The sequence below is a fragment of the Croceicoccus naphthovorans genome, from assembly GCF_001028705.1.
GTDB classification, from domain to species: domain Bacteria; phylum Pseudomonadota; class Alphaproteobacteria; order Sphingomonadales; family Sphingomonadaceae; genus Croceicoccus; species Croceicoccus naphthovorans.
The window spans coordinates 2,830,879-2,846,781 of the sequence record NZ_CP011770.1 but is presented as its reverse complement, the minus strand read 5'-3'; the positions used below and the strand labels follow the sequence as shown (position 1 = coordinate 2,846,781).

Here is a 15,903-nt window from a genome sequence, read left to right as displayed (position 1 = left end):
CTTTTCTTTTGCGCCCGCGCTAGCCGTCTCGTTCCAATTGCCGGGATGCCAAGCGCGGCCGTTGCGGGCAGACCGGTGCGATGATGCAAGGCGAACACGAACTGCGCAGAACCGTCGTCGCGGAAATGCACCTGCGGCGATGGCCGCCGCTGCGCGCGGGCATGACCGTGATCCAGATCCTGCGGAAGGTCGATGCGGTAGAGCGGGATGCCGAACAGGCGACGCTTGCCGACTTGCCCGATGGGGCGAACGTGACGCAGTCACCGAACCCGCGCCATCTCTATTGGCAGATTGATGCTAACATCGTTTTCAACTGGGAACGGCATAGCGAAGCAAGCGCCACCACGCTGTTCATCGCCGAGGACGCGGATTTGGCGATCGCTCCCGGCGGCCACGAACACCTTGCGCCTGCGATGGAATGGCTCGGACGGATGCCGGGCAAGATCGTCCGAGCCACGCGGATTGCCATCGTTGCCGACGAAAGCGATGCAGCGGCGCTGCTCCCGCAAGCCGGGTTCGAGCCAATGGACCTTGTCAGTTGTCACATCGCGGGCGGCGCGCGGATATGGTCTGACTACCATCTGCGCCCGGACGGTTTCGGCTTGGTGGTGGTGGCCGCGAACGGGCTCTCAGGCGGCGATCTCTCGCGGACGGTGCAGCGGCTTCAGGAACTTGGCAATTACCGCAACCTTGCCCTGCTCGGCTTTCCGGTCGCGCAAGCGGGCTGGAAAAAGCTTGATGCGATAGAAGGACGCTTGGCGACCCTCGGCACGCAGGTTGGTCAGCCCGACGTCACCGACGACGCCTTGCTGGCCGATGTCACCGGCCTGTCGATGGAACTGATGACCGAAATCGCCGCAAGCGACTTTCGTATGAGCGCCACCGCCGCCTATGCCCGAATTGTCGAGCAACGACTGGACGATTTGCAAATTCGCCCTTGCGCCGGGTTCCAGTCGCTGACCGACTTTACCCAGCGCCGCTTCCTGCCCGCCGTCCGGACCTGCGCCGCCCACCGCCAACGCGCCGAAACGCTGAGCGACCGGACCGGCCAGTTCGTCGCCTTGTTCCGCACCCGCATAGAGACACGGATCGAGAATCAGAACGGGCGCTTGCTCCATTCCATGGACCGCTCGATCGCCACACAACTGCGGATGCAGGAACTGGTCGAAGGCCTGTCGGTCGTCGCGCTAACCTATTATGGCGTCGGCCTGATCGGCACTATGCTGAAAGGTGCGGGAAAGCTGGTGCCCGACAGCCACGCCAGCGTCATTTCGGCGGCGCTCGTCCCAATCCTTGCGCTGGCGACATGGCTGTCGATCCGCCACCTGAAAAAGCGCGTTCACCGTGCAAACGATTGACGAGGGCCACGCAAGCTGGCAATCGGCGCGCAACGGCCATGCCGGGTGAGCGGGTATAGCTTAGTGGTAAAGCCCTAGCCTTCCAAGCTAGTTATGCGGGTTCGATTCCCGCTACCCGCTCCAAACTCATTCCACCGCCATATTGTCGATCAATCGCGTGCCACCGATGCGCGCCGCGACGAACAGGCGGGCGTTTCCGTTGGGTTGGTCGAGCAGGGCGATACTCTCTGCATCGCGCAATTCGGCATAGTCGACGCTGTCGAAGCCGCCAGACAACAGCGCCGTGCGTAAGTCGGCTAGCACATCCTCGGCCAGATCGCTGATCATCAGGCGCTCGATCGCGGTGCGCATCGCGCGCGGCAGGGCGGCGGCGGCGGCGCGTTGTTCCGCTGAGAGATAGGCGTTGCGGCTGCTCATCGCCAAGCCGTCCGCCTCGCGCACGATAGGCACGCCGACGATGGCGGTGGGCAGCGGGGCGTAAAGGTCGAGGTCGCGGGCCATGCGGCGGATGACGGCCAGTTGTTGCCAGTCCTTCTCGCCAAACAGCGCGATATCGGGCGCGACCTGATTGAACAGTTTGCACACCACCGTCGCCACGCCGTCGAAATGGCCGGGTCGGTCGGCCCCGCACAGGCCCGCACTGACCCCCTCGACCGAGATGTTGCTGGCAAAGCCATCGGGGTACATCTCGCCCACGTCCGGTGCCCAGAGCAGGTCCACGCCCTCTGCCACCAGCAATTCGCTGTCCCGCTCCAACTGGCGGGGATAGGCGTCGAGATCCTCGTTCGGGCCGAACTGCCTGGGGTTCACGAAGATCGACACGGCGACGATCTCCGCCATCTCTCGCGCACGGCGAACCAGCGTCATGTGCCCGTCATGCAGTGCGCCCATCGTGGGTACCAGCGCCAGCCGAGCGCCAGCCCCGGCGGCGCTCCGCAAGGCGGCGGTTGCTTGCCGTAGTGGATTGAGCGCGCGGATTGTTTGCATGGGTCTGGCCCCTTCCGGTAGGTTGCTGCAACTGCTCTAGCGCGCAATGCGCATCGGTAAAGACAAGAGGCCCCCGAAAACCATGCGAGGAACCCTGTGACCCAACCGCACAAGATCGTCTTTGCCAACGAAAAGGGCGGGACCGGCAAGTCGACAACGGCGGTCCACGTCGCGGTCGCGCTGGCCTATCAGGGCGCGAATGTCGGCGCGATCGACCTCGATCCGCGTCAGCGCACCTTCTACCGCTATTTCGAGAACCGGCTGGACACCGAAAAACGGCGCAATGTCGAATTGCCCGGCGCATCGGTCGGCGTGTTCGGCGGGCCTAGTGTAGAGGCGCTGGACGAAATGATCGCCGAGATCAGTCCGGGGCTCGACTTCCTCGTCTTCGATACACCGGGCCGCGATGACAAGTATGCGCGCCACGTCGCGACGCAGGCCGATACGCTGGTCACGCCGTTGAACGACAGTTTCGTCGACTTCGACCTGATCGGGCAGGTCGATGCAGAAACGTTCAAGGTGAAAAAGCTGTCATTCTATGCCGAGCTGATCTGGGACGCGCGCAAGAAACGCGGCATGGCCACGGTGAACGAGGGCAAGCGCGAGATGGACTGGGTCGTCCTGCGCAACCGCGTTCAGCATATCGAGGCGCGCAATATGCGCCGTATCGACGAAGCTTTGGCCGAACTGTCGCGCCGCGTCGGTTTCCGCGTTACGCCGGGCCTGTCCGAACGCGTGATCTATCGCGAACTGTTCCCCTCGGGCCTGACGCTGCTCGACAAGGGGCACCTGGGCGATCTGGCGACCAGCCACCTTGTCGCGCGGCAGGAACTGCGTGCTCTGGTCAAGGGTTTGAACCTGCGGATGCCCGAAAAGGCGGACGGCAAGGCGGCAGAGGCGCGCGCCGCATGATGAAGATCGTCATCCTTGCCGTGGTGGCGGGGATCGCGTGCCGCATGCTGTTCGGGTGCTGGCCGTGGCAGCTGTGGTCTGAGTCGCAAAAGTCACAGGATGCGGCGCAGGCGCGCGCTCTTTTGGGCGTGTCGCGCATGGCGACGCGAGAGGAAATCGTGGCCGCCCATCGCAAGGCGATCACCACCGCACACCCGGACAAGGGCGGTTCCACCGAAGAGGTACACCGTATTGACGCGGCCCGCGACTTGCTGCTGGAACAAACAGGCCCCAAAAGCGACTTATGACCTGAACGGCGCGCCATCCCGATGCGTGCCGGTTTGACCAGCACGAAAGGCCAGCGATGACGCACAAGTTCCACCCCACCGTTCTGCGCGAATACGACATCCGGGGGGTCATCGGCGAAACTCTGGGTCCAGACGATGCGCGCGCCATCGGCCGCAGTTTCGGCACGCTGCTGCGCCGTGCGGGCGGCAAGAAAGTGGCGATCGGTTATGACGGCCGCGTTTCCTCGCCCATCCTTGAACACGCGCTGTGCGAAGGGCTGACCGCGACGGGTTGCGACGTGGTCAAGGTCGGCCTCGGCCCCACGCCGATGCTGTATTATGCAGAGGCGTCAGCCGAAGATGTGGATGGCGGCATTCAGATAACTGGCAGCCACAATCCCCCCAATTACAATGGCTTCAAAATGGTATTTCAGGGTCGGCCGTTCTTCGGGGCCGACATCCTCGAAATCGGCAAGATCGCCGAAGTCGGCGATTGGCTCGACGGAAGTGGTTCGGTCGAGAGCCGCGAGATCATGGGCGAGTATATCGAGCGCCTGCTGGCCCCCATCGTCGCCCTCGACGACGTGGGCAAGGATCGGCTCTCCACTCTTCGGATCGGGTGGGACGCGGGGAACGGCGCGGCGGGGCCGGCCATCGAAGCGCTCGTCGCCAAGCTGCCAGGTGAACACTTTACCCTCTTTACCGAAGTCGACGGACATTTTCCCAATCACCATCCCGATCCAACCGAGGAGAAGAATCTGGCCGACCTGCGCCAGCTTGTCGCGGACAAGAACCTCGACTTCGGACTGGCTTTCGACGGGGATGGCGACCGGATCGGCGCGATCGATGGCGAAGGGCGGGTCATTTGGGGCGATCAGCTCCTGATGATCTATGCAGAGGACCTGCTGAAACTGGTCCCCGGTGCCACCATCATAGCGGACGTGAAGGCCAGCCGGGCGCTGTACGACCAGATTGCCGAGCACGGCGGCAAGCCGCTGATGTGGAAGACGGGCCACTCGCTGATTAAGTCCAAAATGAAGGAGACTGGCGCGCCGCTGGCCGGCGAGATGAGCGGCCACGTGTTCTTCGCGCACGAATACTACGGTTTCGACGACGCGCTCTATGCAGGGGTGCGCCTGCTGATCGCCAGCGCGCGGTTGGGCCGGTCGGTAACGGAACTGCGCGGGGCGATGCCCGACATGATCAACACGCCGGAAATGCGCTTTCAGGTGGACGAAAGCCGCAAGTTCGCGGTGATCGACGAGGTGAAGGACCGCCTGAAGGACAGCCCGGACGAGGTGAACAGCACCGATGGCGTGCGTGTCACCAATGACGACGGCTGGTGGCTGCTGCGTGCTTCCAACACGCAGGATGTGCTGGTCGCGCGGGCCGAGAGCGATAGCGAGGCCGGTCTTGCCCGCCTGATGGAGCAGATCGACGGGCAACTGGCGCTGTCGGGGCTGGAACGGGGGCCGCAAGCCGCGCACTGAGTGCGGTTGCGAAGGCCCGTGATCGGCCCGATTCGGTTTCAACTGCGCCTGATTCGGAGCGCGGATTGTACGGAAAGTAAGGCCTGACTGAAAAATTGAACTCTTTATGCCAACATCTTAGAGGAAAAAGTGAATCTCGGTTCACTTCCAAGTGCCTGTTTTTCTGCGCTTATTGACATCGATGCAAAAATAACAACGAGACTGGCGTATTTCGCAGTTGCAATAGCGCCTGCTGCGGTGCACAAAGATCAGGCCTTTCAGGCATCCTCTCCCAAACTTAAATGGCCCGGCGGCCTGTCTGCCGGGCCTTTTTTCTTGCCCGCTACGCTCTTGGCGCATCCATGCGCGCGCTGATGCGTTAGGGATGGGACATGGCGATCCCGCAGAGCATTCAGGATTGGTTCGACGGCAGGGGCTGGCGCATTCGCCGCCATCAGGCCGCGATGCTGGATGCCGACGATGCTTGGCAAAGCGCGTTGCTGACCGCCGACACTGGCGCGGGCAAGACGCTGGCGGGATTCTTGCCGACGCTCGCGGCGTTTACGCCCGAACGGTTGGGCGATGCGCCGCCGCCGGATGGACTACACACGCTTTACGTGTCGCCGCTAAAGGCGCTGGCCACCGACGTGCATCGCAACCTGACGCTGCCGATCGAGGAAATGGGCCTGCCGATCCGGGTTGAGAGCCGGACGGGCGATACGCCCTCGCAGAAAAAGGCCCGCCAGCGCGCGAAGCCGCCGCATGTTCTGCTTACCACCCCCGAATCGTTGTCGTTGCTGCTGTCGTACCCCGAAAGTTTCGCGATGTTCGCGGGCCTGCAACGCATCGTCATCGACGAGATTCACGCCTTCGCCACCGGCAAGCGCGGTGACTTGCTGGCGCTGGCGCTGGCACGATTGCAGGCTATCGCGCCCGATATGCGCCGGATCGGCCTGTCCGCCACGGTGGCCGGCCCCGAACGCTATCGCCAATGGCTGGCCCCGTGGGGCGACATCGACAGCGTGACGCAAGTAATCGGCGAGGCGGGGGCGGAGCCGGAGATTGAGATTCTGCTGCCTATCGAAGAACGCGTGCCGTGGGGCGGCCACGCTGCCGCGTGGGCCGTCCCGCAGCTGTACGAGACGATCCGCAGGAACACGACGACGCTCATCTTCACCAACACGCGCTTTCTGGCCGAGTATATCTTTCAGCTGCTGTGGGATGTGAACGAGGACACGCTGCCCATCGGTATCCACCACGGCTCGCTGTCGGTAGAGGCGCGGCGCAAGGTCGAGGGCGCAATGGCGCGCGGCGAATTGCGCGCGCTGGTGGCGACGGCCAGCCTCGACCTTGGTGTCGACTGGGGCGATATCGATTGCGTGGTCCAGATGGGCGCGCCCAAGGGTTCGTCGCGCCTATTGCAGCGGATCGGGCGGGCCAATCACCGGCTCGACCAGCCCAGCCGAGCAATCCTCGTTCCCGGCAACCGCTTCGAATTCCTAGAGGCGCAAGCGGCGAAGGACGCGGTAGAGGAAGGCGTGCGTGACGGCGAAGACTTCCGCCCCGGCAGCCTCGACGTTCTGGCCCAGCACATCATGGCCTGCGCCTGTGCCGCACCGTTCCGGGCCGAGGGTCTGCTACGCGAAATTCGATCTTGCGAAACCTACGCGTGGGTGGATCAGGCCGCGTTCGAGCGGGTGGTGCAGTTCGTGGCCGACGGCGGCTACGCACTGCGCGCCTATGACCGGTTCAAGCGGATTACGCTTGAACCCGACGGGTTCTGGCGACTGACCCACCCGGAACAGGCCGTGCGGCACCGGTTGAATGCGGGCATTATCATCGATGGCGAGATGCTGACTGTGCGGTTTCGCAACGGGCGATCCCTAGGCAAGGTGGAGGAACGCTTTGCCGCCGCGCTGCGCCCCGGAGACACGTTCCAGTTCGCGGGCATCGCGCTGGAGGTCGAGAGCCTGAAAGAGAGCGAGGTCATCGTCCGAGGGTCGAAGAAATCGGCGATGATCCCCAGTTACGGCGGGGCGCGTATGCCTCTGACCACGCATCTGGCGGATCGGGTGCGGGCGATGCTGGTCGACCGGGCGGGCTGGTCGCGTTTTCCCGACGATGTGCGCGAATGGCTGGAGGTGCAGGACTGGCGCAGCCACCTGCCGGGGCCGGGCGAATTGCTGGTCGAAAGCTTTCCCCACGCCAAGCGCGAGTACAGCGTGTTCTACACTTTCGAAGGGTGGAACGCGAACCAATCGCTTGGGATGCTGGTCACGCGCCGGATGGAGGACCGCGGACTGTCGCCGATGGGATTCGTCGCCAACGACTATTCGCTCGCGGTCTGGGGCCTGAAGCCCATCGAGGACCCGGTGGCGATCCTTTCGCCCGATATCCTTGCGCACGAGTTCGTCGACTGGGTGCAGGAATCGCACCTTTTACGCCGGGCCTTTCGCGAGGCGGCGGTGATTGGCGGGCTGGTCGAACGCCAGCAACCGGGCAAACGCAAGAGCGGGAAGCAGGTCACCTTCAGCACCGACCTGATCTACGACGTACTGAAAAAGTACGAGCCCGATCATGTCTTGATCGAAGCGGCATGGGCCGAGGCGCGGACGCGGATGACCGACGTAGGGCGGCTGGCGGGCGTGCTTGATCGCGCGGCGGAGCAACTGGTGCACGTGCGACTGGAACGGGTCAGCCCGCTGGCCGTGCCGGTCATGGTCGTGATCGGGCGTGAGACGCTGCCGGCCGGATCGGCGGACGACGAACTGTTGCTGGAGGCCGAGACGCTGGGCGGCGTTGCGATGCGACCGGATTAGCTGGACGGCAGCGTGGGGTTCACGCCCGACGGACCAGAGCCGAAGTCGCGGAACCGGTCGTTGCCGACGAACCCGAAACGGCTCACGCCGGACTGCTTGATCGTGGCAACGATATTGGCCGAGATCGCATAGCCGGCGCGTTCCTCAGGCTCGAACTGCAATTCCGGTTCTATCGGCAATGTGCGGGTCTTGGCCAGAAGCACGGGCAGATCGGCCTGCGTTACCGCCGTGCCGTTCCACAGGATTGCATCATCGTTGGTAAGAACGATCTTGTTCACCACTGGGCTGAGCGGACCAGGGAGATCGTCGGTGTGGGTTGGCAATTCCACCGGCGTTGTATGCGTGGCGATCGGGATGGTGATCACGAACATGATGAGAAGAACCAGCATGACGTCGATCAGCGGCGTCGTGTTCATCTCCATCATCGGATCATCGTGGGAAGCGGTTGCGGTCATGGCCATCGGTGCATCCTCTTGTCGCTATCGGCAGAGGGTCGCCCCCATTTCGGGCCAAATGATGGCGCACAACGAAAAAGGGCGGACCCGAAGGCCCGCCCTCTTGCGATTTCCTGCCGGTCTGACCCGGCGGGAAACTGCGCTTACTCGGTGTGCGTCGTCGGGTTCACACCCGCCGGACCGGCACCGAATTCGCGGAACTGTTCGTTACCGACGAAGCCGAACTTCGTCGCACCCGAACCGTTGATGATCTTCAGCACCTGTGCCGACAGCTCATAGCTGGCGAACTCTTCGGGCTGGAACTGCAGTTCCGGTTCGACCGGCAGGGCGAGCGACTGCTGGATCACGTTCAGCAGCTGACCCTGCGACAGCGGTGTGCCGTTCCACAGGATCTCGTCCGTCTGCGTCAACACGACCTTGTTCTTGATCGGGTTGACCACGACCTGGTCCGTCGGGGGGGTCGACTGAGGCAGATCGATGTTCACGGCGTGGGTCGCCACGGGGATGGTGATGATGAACATGATGAGGAGAACGAGCATGACGTCGATCAACGGCGTCGTGTTCATTTCCATCATCGGCGAGCCATCATCCTTGCCGCCTGACATTGCCATGGGGGTTTCTCCTTAAATTAGCCGGACGTCAGGCGTTCGGATCGACCGGGGTCGAAATGAAGCCGACGGTCGGGAAGCCGGCCATCTGGATCTGGTAGATCGTACCCGCCACGCACTTCCACGGGGCGTTCACGTCGCCGCGGATGTGCACCTGCGGGATCTTGTCCGGATCGTCGACCAGTGCATCCATGCCTTCACGTTGGACAATCGCGTCCAGACGGTCGAAGGCACGCTTGTTCAGCAGCTCGGAATCGACCGGGGTCGCGCCGAGGTAGACCCGGCACTCGCCATTGCGCGATGCGCCCGAATATCCCGGTTCGCCGGGGCTGACGCCGTTCGCATCGGTCGACGTGATCGAAACCAGCAGGTTCTCGACCTTGTCCTTCGATTCTTCCGACACGATGACCGGCATCTTCAACTGCTCGATCGACTGGATTGCGACTGGAATCGCGATCAGAAAGATGATCAGCAGAACCAGCATCACGTCGACGAGCGGGGTCGTATTGATGTCCGACATCGGCGTTTCGCCGCCACCGGATCCCGCAGATATCGCCATTATCTCATCCTATCTCGTAATTTGCCCAAGCGGCCCTGACGGGCCGAAGTCGGCGGCCCCCACGCAGCTGCGCGCAGGGGCCGAACCGGCTTACTTCTTGACCTGGGCACCCGCGGCGGTGGTCGCCGGAGCGGGCTTCTTGGCAGCCGCCGGAGCGACGACCGCGGGCTTCACGCCACCCTTCGAGTTGATGTTCGCCAGAACATCGGTCGAGAAGCCATGCAGCTGCTCTGCAATGCGCTTGTTGCGCGCCTGCAGGTAGTTGTAGGCAAGCACGGCCGGAACCGCGACCAGCAGGCCGAGCGCGGTCATGATCAGAGCTTCACCGACGGGGCCGGCAACCTTGTCGATCGAGGCCGAACCGGCGATGCCGATGGCGATCAGGGCGCGGTAGATACCGACAACGGTACCGAACAGGCCGATGAACGGCGCGGTCGCACCCACGGTGGCGAGGAACGGCAGACCGCCGGCGAGGCGGGCGTTAATTGTCGCTTCCGAACGTTCGAGCGAACCATGCAACCAGTCATGTGCCTCGAGGCTGTCGGTCATCTTCGAGTGCTGTTCTTCAGCGGCGATGCCGTCGTCGACGATCTGGCGATAGGCCGAGTTCTTCTCGAGCTTGCCAGCGCCTTCGCGCAGCGAGTTGGCGCGCCAGAACGAGGTGCGCACTTCACGACCCTGACGCAGGATCTTGTTCTGTTCGAACCACTTTACGAAGAGGATGTAGAACGAACCGAACGACATGATGCCGAGGATCACGACAGTGGCATAGGCGATGAAACCGCCTTGCTCCAGCGCTTCGGCGAAGCCGAACTTGTTCTGCGGGGCGGCGTCGGCCGCCGCGGCCAGGATTTCGATGAGCATTACGGGATATCCTTTAATCTAAACGGGCTTGTTGGTTCTAAACGAAAAGGGGCGGGCACCGTCCGGTGGTCCCGCCCCGAAAAGATCAGTTCAGCTGGTAAACGATGGTCGTCGAGTAGCTCGACGAAATCGGGTTACCGGCGTCGTTCAAAGCAGGATTGAAGCGCGCGTAACGGCGCATACCGTCACAGGCACCTTCGTCCAGCGAAGACGATCCGCTCGAGCTCGTCACCGAGCAGGCCGAGACGCGACCGTCGGGACCGACGGTGACGTTGACGCCGACACGGCCCTCTTCCTCGTTGCGCAGGGCGCGGCTCGGATAGTTTTCCTGAATCCGGCCTGCCCAGCGGCGCTGGTTGTCCGGGCTGACGCCACGGGCCTTCGACACCACGGGCGGTGGCGGCGGAGCCGGCGGCGGAACCCGCGTAACGACCGGGGCCGGCGGCGGGATGTTGGGGATCGTCTGGATCGGCGGCGCGGGGCGCGTGATCTGGACCATCGGAGGGGGTGCCACGGGTGGCGGCGGCTGCACCGGAACATCATCCGGCGGCGGCGGCGGCGGGGGTGGCGGTGGCGGCGGGGGTTCCGAGATGTTCACCGCGGTCACCGTCTCTTTCACCTTCTGGACAGCCTCATAGGCCAGCCCGGTGACGAGAGCATAGAGAGCCGCGACGTGAATCAGCGCGACGATGATAAGCGCGGTAACCTTGCTCCCGCTCATCTGTTGGTCAGCGTAGGCCATGCAGATGCATTACTCCAAGTTACTCCACTGGAACTGCCCGGGGGTGGACAAGCTCCCACAAACGCACGGACCGGCACAGCAGTACCGACCCGTATCGCCTCAAATTGTTCCACCCTGCCAGAGTCTGTGTTCGGGTGCGTACTACCGGATTTCGACGATCGATCGGAACCATTCGTCTTGCCCGTTGAACACGCAATCGAGTTTGAGCCGGATCACGTCCAGCCCCTTTTTTTGCGATTGTTAGCGTCGAAGATCGTATGGCGCAAACCCTTTGTCGATTAAGGACCGATTCACGACGTTTTGCGTTACCTGTCGGACCGGTGGCGTCACGGGCGAAATGCGGGATTTCTCCTGCGTTCGCATGTGGCGGGACGCAAACCGTTCATCCTGTGCACACGCAAGTTGTGAGAATACCCATACCGATGAAAATGACCCGATCCGCCCTCTCCGCCGCCGCCGCGCTGGCGATTCTGCCCGCGATTGCTGCGCCCAATGCTGCACTGGCCCAGTCCGATTCGTCGCAGATTTCTGCCATTCCCTATGCCGATCTGGCCGATCTGGCGACGGCCGCGCCAATGGTCGTGGTGGTGAAAGTGAAAAAGGCGGTAGAGCTGGACAAGGACCGCACCGGCCCGGTGAGAGAGGGGTGGACCCGCGCCTATGTCGAGGCGGAGACCGAGCGGTTGCTGGCAGGCAATTCGCCCATCGGGGGCAAGATCAAATATCTGGCGGACGTAAAGCTGGATTCGCGCGGGCGCATGCCGAATTTCAAAAAAAGCACGATGGTTCTTTTCGCGCGGCCGGTCGCCGGGCGGCCCGGCGAGATCCAATTGGTCGCCCCCGATGGGCAAGTTCCGATCGGGCTGGTGGGCGAAGAACGCCTGCGCGGATTGCTGCAACAGACGCTGTCCGCCGATGCCGCGCCCGAAGTGACCGGCGTGCGCGATGCGCTGCACACGCCCGGCAACCTTGCCGGAGAGGGCGAGACGCAGATTTTCCTGGAGACTGCCGACGGCGAACCGGCCTCGATCGCGGTGCTGACCCGCCCGGGCCAGCCGCCGCGATGGGGCCTTTCGCTGGGCGAGCTGGTCAACCCCGATGCCGGGCCGCCCGCGCCGAACACGCTGGCATGGTATCGTCTCGCTTGCGCCTTGCCGCAGCAATTGCCCGCCTCTGCCCAGATCGCGACCGATCCGGCGATGCGCGCGGCCGCAGCCCGCGATTATGCGCTGGTCGTGCGTCAGCTTGGTGCTTGTGGACGCCAGCGCGTCTTCTGACCTTTCGCGCGCCTCTGGCTTTCCGGGCGCGCCTCGCCTAACGCACCGCTGAATCGGCGGGGGCTGCCCCGCGTGGCAGCATTTGCGAGAGACGAAGCGTGACCGAAGCGACCAAGACCGAACCCCTGCGCCTGGCCCTTGCGGGCCTTGGAACCGTTGGCGCGGGCGTGATCCGCTTGATCGAGACCAACGCCGACCTGATCGAACGCCGCTGCGGTCGCCGGTTGCAGATCGTAGCCGTCAGCGCGCGCGATCGCGGCAAGGATCGCGGCGTCGACCTGTCGCGCTATGCGTGGGAAGACGACATGACCGCGCTGCCCGGGCGTAGCGACGTCGATGTCGTGGTCGAACTGGTCGGCGGGTCGGACGGTCCGGCGCTGACCTTGGCGCGCAAGGCGATTGCGGGCGGCAAGGCCTTCGTCACCGCGAACAAGGCAATGGTCGCGCATCACGGCCTCGGCCTGGCGCGCGATGCCGAGGCGGCGGGCGTGCCGATGCGGTTCGAGGCTGCTGTCGCGGGCGGGATCCCGGTCATCAAGGGTCTGCGCGAAGGGGCCGCCGCGAACTATATCGAGCGCGTTTACGGCATCCTCAACGGCACCTGCAATTATATCCTCTCGACGATGGAAGACACCGGCCGCGATTTCGGCGACGTGCTGGCAGAGGCGCAGGCCAAGGGCTATGCCGAGGCCGATCCCACCTTTGACATCGATGGCATCGACGCCGCGCACAAGCTGTCGATCCTTGCCTCCATCGCGTTCGGCACCGAACTCGATTTCGCCGCGGTCAGCACTGACGGCATTCGCCGCCTTGCCGCCGCCGACATCGCACAGGCCGATTCGCTGGGCTATGTCATCCGCCTGATCGGCATGGCCCGGGTAGAAGATACCGTGGACGGCAAGCACCGCCTGTTTCAGCGTGTGCATCCCTATCTCGTACCAAAGGATCACCCGCTGGCCCATGTCGACGGCGCGACCAACGCTGTCGTGGCCGAAGGCAACTTCTCGGGCCGCTTGCTGTTTCAAGGCGCGGGTGCAGGCGACGGCCCGACGGCCAGCGCAGTGGTTGCCGACATCATCGATATCGCGCGGTTTTGGGAGAGCGAGAACGAGATCGATCCGCCGTTCTCAATCCCCGTATCCGAACTCGACCCGACCGTTCCGGCAGAGGCGGGCAGCCGTTCGGGCAAAGCCTACCTGCGCTTTATGGTAGCCGACCGCACCGGCGTTCTGGCCGAACTGACCGCGGCAATGCGCGATGCGGGCGTTTCGATTGAAAGCATCATCCAGATGGGTGAGGACAAGGGAGGGTCGGTCATGGTCGCCATGGTCACGCACGAAGGACAGGAAAGCGGCGTGCAACGCGCGCTGGAACTGCTGGCCGGGTCCGACAGCCTGACCGAAGAGCCGCTGGTGATGCACATCCTGAAACAATAAGCCTGTAGCGCATAAGGGGCAGGCCGCCTGCCTCCGATAGACAACGCGGGACGCCAAGGTTACGGCCATCGCCGCATTCAATTGGGGAATTAGACACATGCCAGCAGCCAGCGACGTCCTTGATCGCGTTCTCGTCCTCGAAATGGTCCGCGTGACCGAAGCGGCGGCGATTGCCGCATCGAACCTGATCGGGCGCGGCGACGAAAAGGCGGCGGATGCCGCAGCGGTCGAAGCGATGCGCAAGGCGTTTGACGAGTTGTACATGGACGGCACCGTCGTAATCGGCGAAGGCGAACGCGACGAAGCGCCGATGCTTTATATCGGCGAGAAGGTCGGCGGCGCGATCGGAAAGGGTCCGAAGATCGACATCGCGCTCGATCCGCTGGAAGGCACGACGATCACCGCAAAAGCCGGGCCGAATGCGCTGGCCGTGCTGGCCGCGGCCGAAGAGGGCTGCCTGCTGAACGCGCCCGACGTTTACATGCAGAAGATCGCAGTCGGCCCCGGATACCCCAAGGGCATTCTCGATCTGAGCAAATCGCCCACCGAAAACGTGAAGGCGGTGGCAGAGGCCAAGGGCGTGCAGCCCAGCGAGATCATCGTCTGCGTGCTCGACCGGCCCCGGCACGAGGAGCTGATCGCCGAATTGCGCGGCATCGGCTGCGGCGTGGTGCTGATCGGCGACGGCGACGTGGCCGGCGTGATCGCGACGACCGATCCCGAAACCACCATCGACATGTACATGGGTTCGGGCGGCGCGCCCGAAGGCGTGCTGGCCTGCGCCGCGCTGCGCTGTGTCGGCGGGCAGTTCCAGGGCAAGCTGCTGTTCCGCAACGATGATGAACGCGCGCGCGCGCGCAAGTGGGGTATCACCGACCTCGACAAGATCTACGACCTGACCGAATTGGCGAAGGGCGACTGCATCTTCGCCGCGACGGGCGTGACCGACGGATCGCTGCTGGACGGCGTGAAGAAGTTCAAGGGCGGCAAGATGACGACCGAGAGCGTGGTGATGCGCGCATCGTCGGGTACCGTCCGCTGGGTCCGGGGCGAACACCACCACGGTTGAAGAACGCGGTTGGCGGGCTGACAGCCCTCTAATCCACCGTCTGCCTGCGCTCGATTGTTGCAATCGCGGGACTCGCCGCTAGGGCTGCCCGGCAAGGTGATCGGGCGATTCTAAAGGACGGAGCGAAGCGATGAAGATCATGTCGGCCAATGCGAACCTGCCGCTGGCGCGGGCCATCGCGGGCTATCTCGAACAGCCGCTTACCGACGCCAGCGTGCGCCGTTTCGCGGACGAGGAAGTCTTCGTCGAAATCCATGAGAACGTGCGCGGCGAGGATGTGTTCATCGTCCAGTCGACCAGCTTTCCGGCCAACGACAACCTGATGGAACTGCTGATCTGTATCGATGCGCTAAAGCGCGCGTCGGCCAAGCGGATCACGGCGGTCATCCCGTATTTCGGTTATGCGCGTCAGGACCGGAAGCCCGGACCGCGCACGCCGATTTCGGCCAAGCTGGTCGCCAACCTGATCACCACGGCGGGGGCCGACCGCGTTCTGGCCGTCGACCTGCACGCCGGGCAGATCCAGGGCTTCTTCGATATTCCGACCGACAACCTCTATGCCGCGCCCGCGATGGCGGCAGACATTCAGGCGCTCTATGGCGATCAGGACCTGATGGTCGTATCGCCCGACGTCGGCGGCGTGGTTCGCGCCCGCGCGCTGGCCAAGCGGCTGGACAATGCGCCGCTGGCCATCGTCGACAAGCGCCGCGACCGCCCCGGCGAGTCTGAGGTGATGAACATCATCGGCGACGTAAAGGGCCGCCACTGCATCCTCATCGACGACATCATCGATTCGGGCGGCACACTGTGCAACGCGGCGCAGGCCCTGCTGGACGAAGGTGCCAAGTCGGTCGTCGCCTATATCACCCACGGCGTGCTTTCGGGCGGCGCGGTGGCCAAGGTGTCGAACTCGGCCCTGACCGAACTCGTCATCTCCGACACGATCCTGCCGACCGAGGCGGCGAAGGAATCGGACAAGATCCGCGTCCTTTCCATCGCGACGCTGATCGGTGAAGCGATCCGGCGTATTGCCGACGAAAGCTCTGTTTCTTCGTTGTTTGACTAAGGCTATTCTTTCCCCC

At 63.7% G+C, this 15,903-nt stretch carries 15 protein-coding genes and 1 tRNA gene; 10 read left to right on the top strand and 6 right to left on the bottom strand.

The window, feature by feature from the left end:
• Positions 1 to 80: 80 nt before the first annotated feature.
• Positions 81 to 1,358, top strand: a complete 1,278-nt coding sequence (locus tag AB433_RS14250) for a DUF3422 domain-containing protein (protein ID WP_245626672.1) — start codon at positions 81 to 83, stop codon at positions 1,356 to 1,358.
• Positions 1,359 to 1,407: 49 nt separating this feature from the next.
• Positions 1,408 to 1,481: transfer RNA gene (locus AB433_RS14245), tRNA-Gly, on the top strand.
• Between the two features lie 3 nt (positions 1,482 to 1,484).
• Here AB433_RS14245 and panC read toward each other — a convergent pair.
• Positions 1,485 to 2,345, bottom strand: a complete 861-nt coding sequence (panC, locus tag AB433_RS14240) for a pantoate--beta-alanine ligase (RefSeq protein ID WP_047821912.1) — start codon at positions 2,343 to 2,345, stop codon at positions 1,485 to 1,487.
• 96 nt (positions 2,346 to 2,441) lie between these two features.
• On the opposite strand from panC, the gene AB433_RS14235 reads away from it, so the two are divergent.
• The 4 genes from AB433_RS14235 to AB433_RS14220 all read left to right on the top strand — a co-directional run bounded on the left by AB433_RS14235 (position 2,442) and on the right by AB433_RS14220 (position 7,811).
• Positions 2,442 to 3,257: a division plane positioning ATPase MipZ gene (locus tag AB433_RS14235; RefSeq protein ID WP_047821910.1), complete on the top strand. Its 816-nt coding sequence runs from the start codon at positions 2,442 to 2,444 to the stop codon at positions 3,255 to 3,257.
• Positions 3,254 to 3,544: a J domain-containing protein gene (locus tag AB433_RS14230; protein ID WP_047821908.1), complete on the top strand. Its 291-nt coding sequence runs from the start codon at positions 3,254 to 3,256 to the stop codon at positions 3,542 to 3,544. The genes AB433_RS14235 and AB433_RS14230 overlap by 4 nt, the downstream gene beginning before the upstream one ends.
• Positions 3,545 to 3,600: 56 nt before the next feature.
• The gene (gene pgmG / locus AB433_RS14225; protein WP_047821906.1) at positions 3,601 to 5,013 is read left to right on the top strand and encodes a phosphoglucomutase/phosphomannomutase PgmG; all 1,413 of its coding nucleotides are present in this window, start codon (positions 3,601 to 3,603) and stop codon (positions 5,011 to 5,013) included.
• A 371-nt stretch (positions 5,014 to 5,384) separates the two neighbouring features.
• Positions 5,385 to 7,811 (top strand): ligase-associated DNA damage response DEXH box helicase, encoded by a 2,427-nt coding sequence (locus tag AB433_RS14220; protein WP_047821904.1) that lies wholly within the window; start codon positions 5,385 to 5,387, stop codon positions 7,809 to 7,811.
• Here the strand turns inward: AB433_RS14220 and AB433_RS14215 are convergent.
• From AB433_RS14215 to AB433_RS14195, 5 genes are all read right to left on the bottom strand, one after another.
• Positions 7,808 to 8,272 (bottom strand): ExbD/TolR family protein, encoded by a 465-nt coding sequence (locus tag AB433_RS14215; protein WP_047821902.1) that lies wholly within the window; start codon positions 8,270 to 8,272, stop codon positions 7,808 to 7,810. The two genes, AB433_RS14220 and AB433_RS14215, sit on opposite strands and share 4 nt — an antisense overlap.
• A 137-nt stretch (positions 8,273 to 8,409) precedes the next feature.
• Positions 8,410 to 8,877: an ExbD/TolR family protein gene (locus tag AB433_RS14210; protein WP_047821900.1), complete on the bottom strand. Its 468-nt coding sequence runs from the start codon at positions 8,875 to 8,877 to the stop codon at positions 8,410 to 8,412.
• A 28-nt stretch (positions 8,878 to 8,905) separates the two neighbouring features.
• The gene (locus AB433_RS14205) at positions 8,906 to 9,433 is read right to left on the bottom strand and encodes an ExbD/TolR family protein (RefSeq protein ID WP_179944985.1); all 528 of its coding nucleotides are present in this window, start codon (positions 9,431 to 9,433) and stop codon (positions 8,906 to 8,908) included.
• A gap of 90 nt (positions 9,434 to 9,523) precedes the next feature.
• A complete protein-coding gene (locus tag AB433_RS14200) occupies positions 9,524 to 10,297 on the bottom strand; it encodes a MotA/TolQ/ExbB proton channel family protein (protein ID WP_047821899.1) in 774 nt (257 codons plus the stop codon).
• An 85-nt stretch (positions 10,298 to 10,382) separates the two neighbouring features.
• The gene (locus tag AB433_RS14195; protein WP_047821897.1) at positions 10,383 to 11,039 is read right to left on the bottom strand and encodes an energy transducer TonB; all 657 of its coding nucleotides are present in this window, start codon (positions 11,037 to 11,039) and stop codon (positions 10,383 to 10,385) included.
• Positions 11,040 to 11,467: 428 nt separating this feature from the next.
• Between AB433_RS14195 and AB433_RS14190 the strand changes: the two genes are divergently transcribed.
• The 4 genes from AB433_RS14190 to AB433_RS14175 all read left to right on the top strand — a co-directional run bounded on the left by AB433_RS14190 (position 11,468) and on the right by AB433_RS14175 (position 15,887).
• Positions 11,468 to 12,316, top strand: a complete 849-nt coding sequence (locus AB433_RS14190) for a hypothetical protein (RefSeq protein WP_245626671.1) — start codon at positions 11,468 to 11,470, stop codon at positions 12,314 to 12,316.
• Between the two features lie 98 nt (positions 12,317 to 12,414).
• Complete coding sequence (locus AB433_RS14185; protein WP_047821896.1) at positions 12,415 to 13,752, top strand: homoserine dehydrogenase; 1,338 nt, start codon at positions 12,415 to 12,417, stop codon at positions 13,750 to 13,752.
• A 97-nt stretch (positions 13,753 to 13,849) separates the two neighbouring features.
• Positions 13,850 to 14,821, top strand: a complete 972-nt coding sequence (gene glpX / locus AB433_RS14180; RefSeq protein WP_047821894.1) for a class II fructose-bisphosphatase — start codon at positions 13,850 to 13,852, stop codon at positions 14,819 to 14,821.
• 130 nt (positions 14,822 to 14,951) lie between these two features.
• Positions 14,952 to 15,887 (top strand): ribose-phosphate pyrophosphokinase, encoded by a 936-nt coding sequence (locus AB433_RS14175; RefSeq protein ID WP_047821892.1) that lies wholly within the window; start codon positions 14,952 to 14,954, stop codon positions 15,885 to 15,887.
• The last annotated feature ends 16 nt before the right edge of the window (positions 15,888 to 15,903 follow it).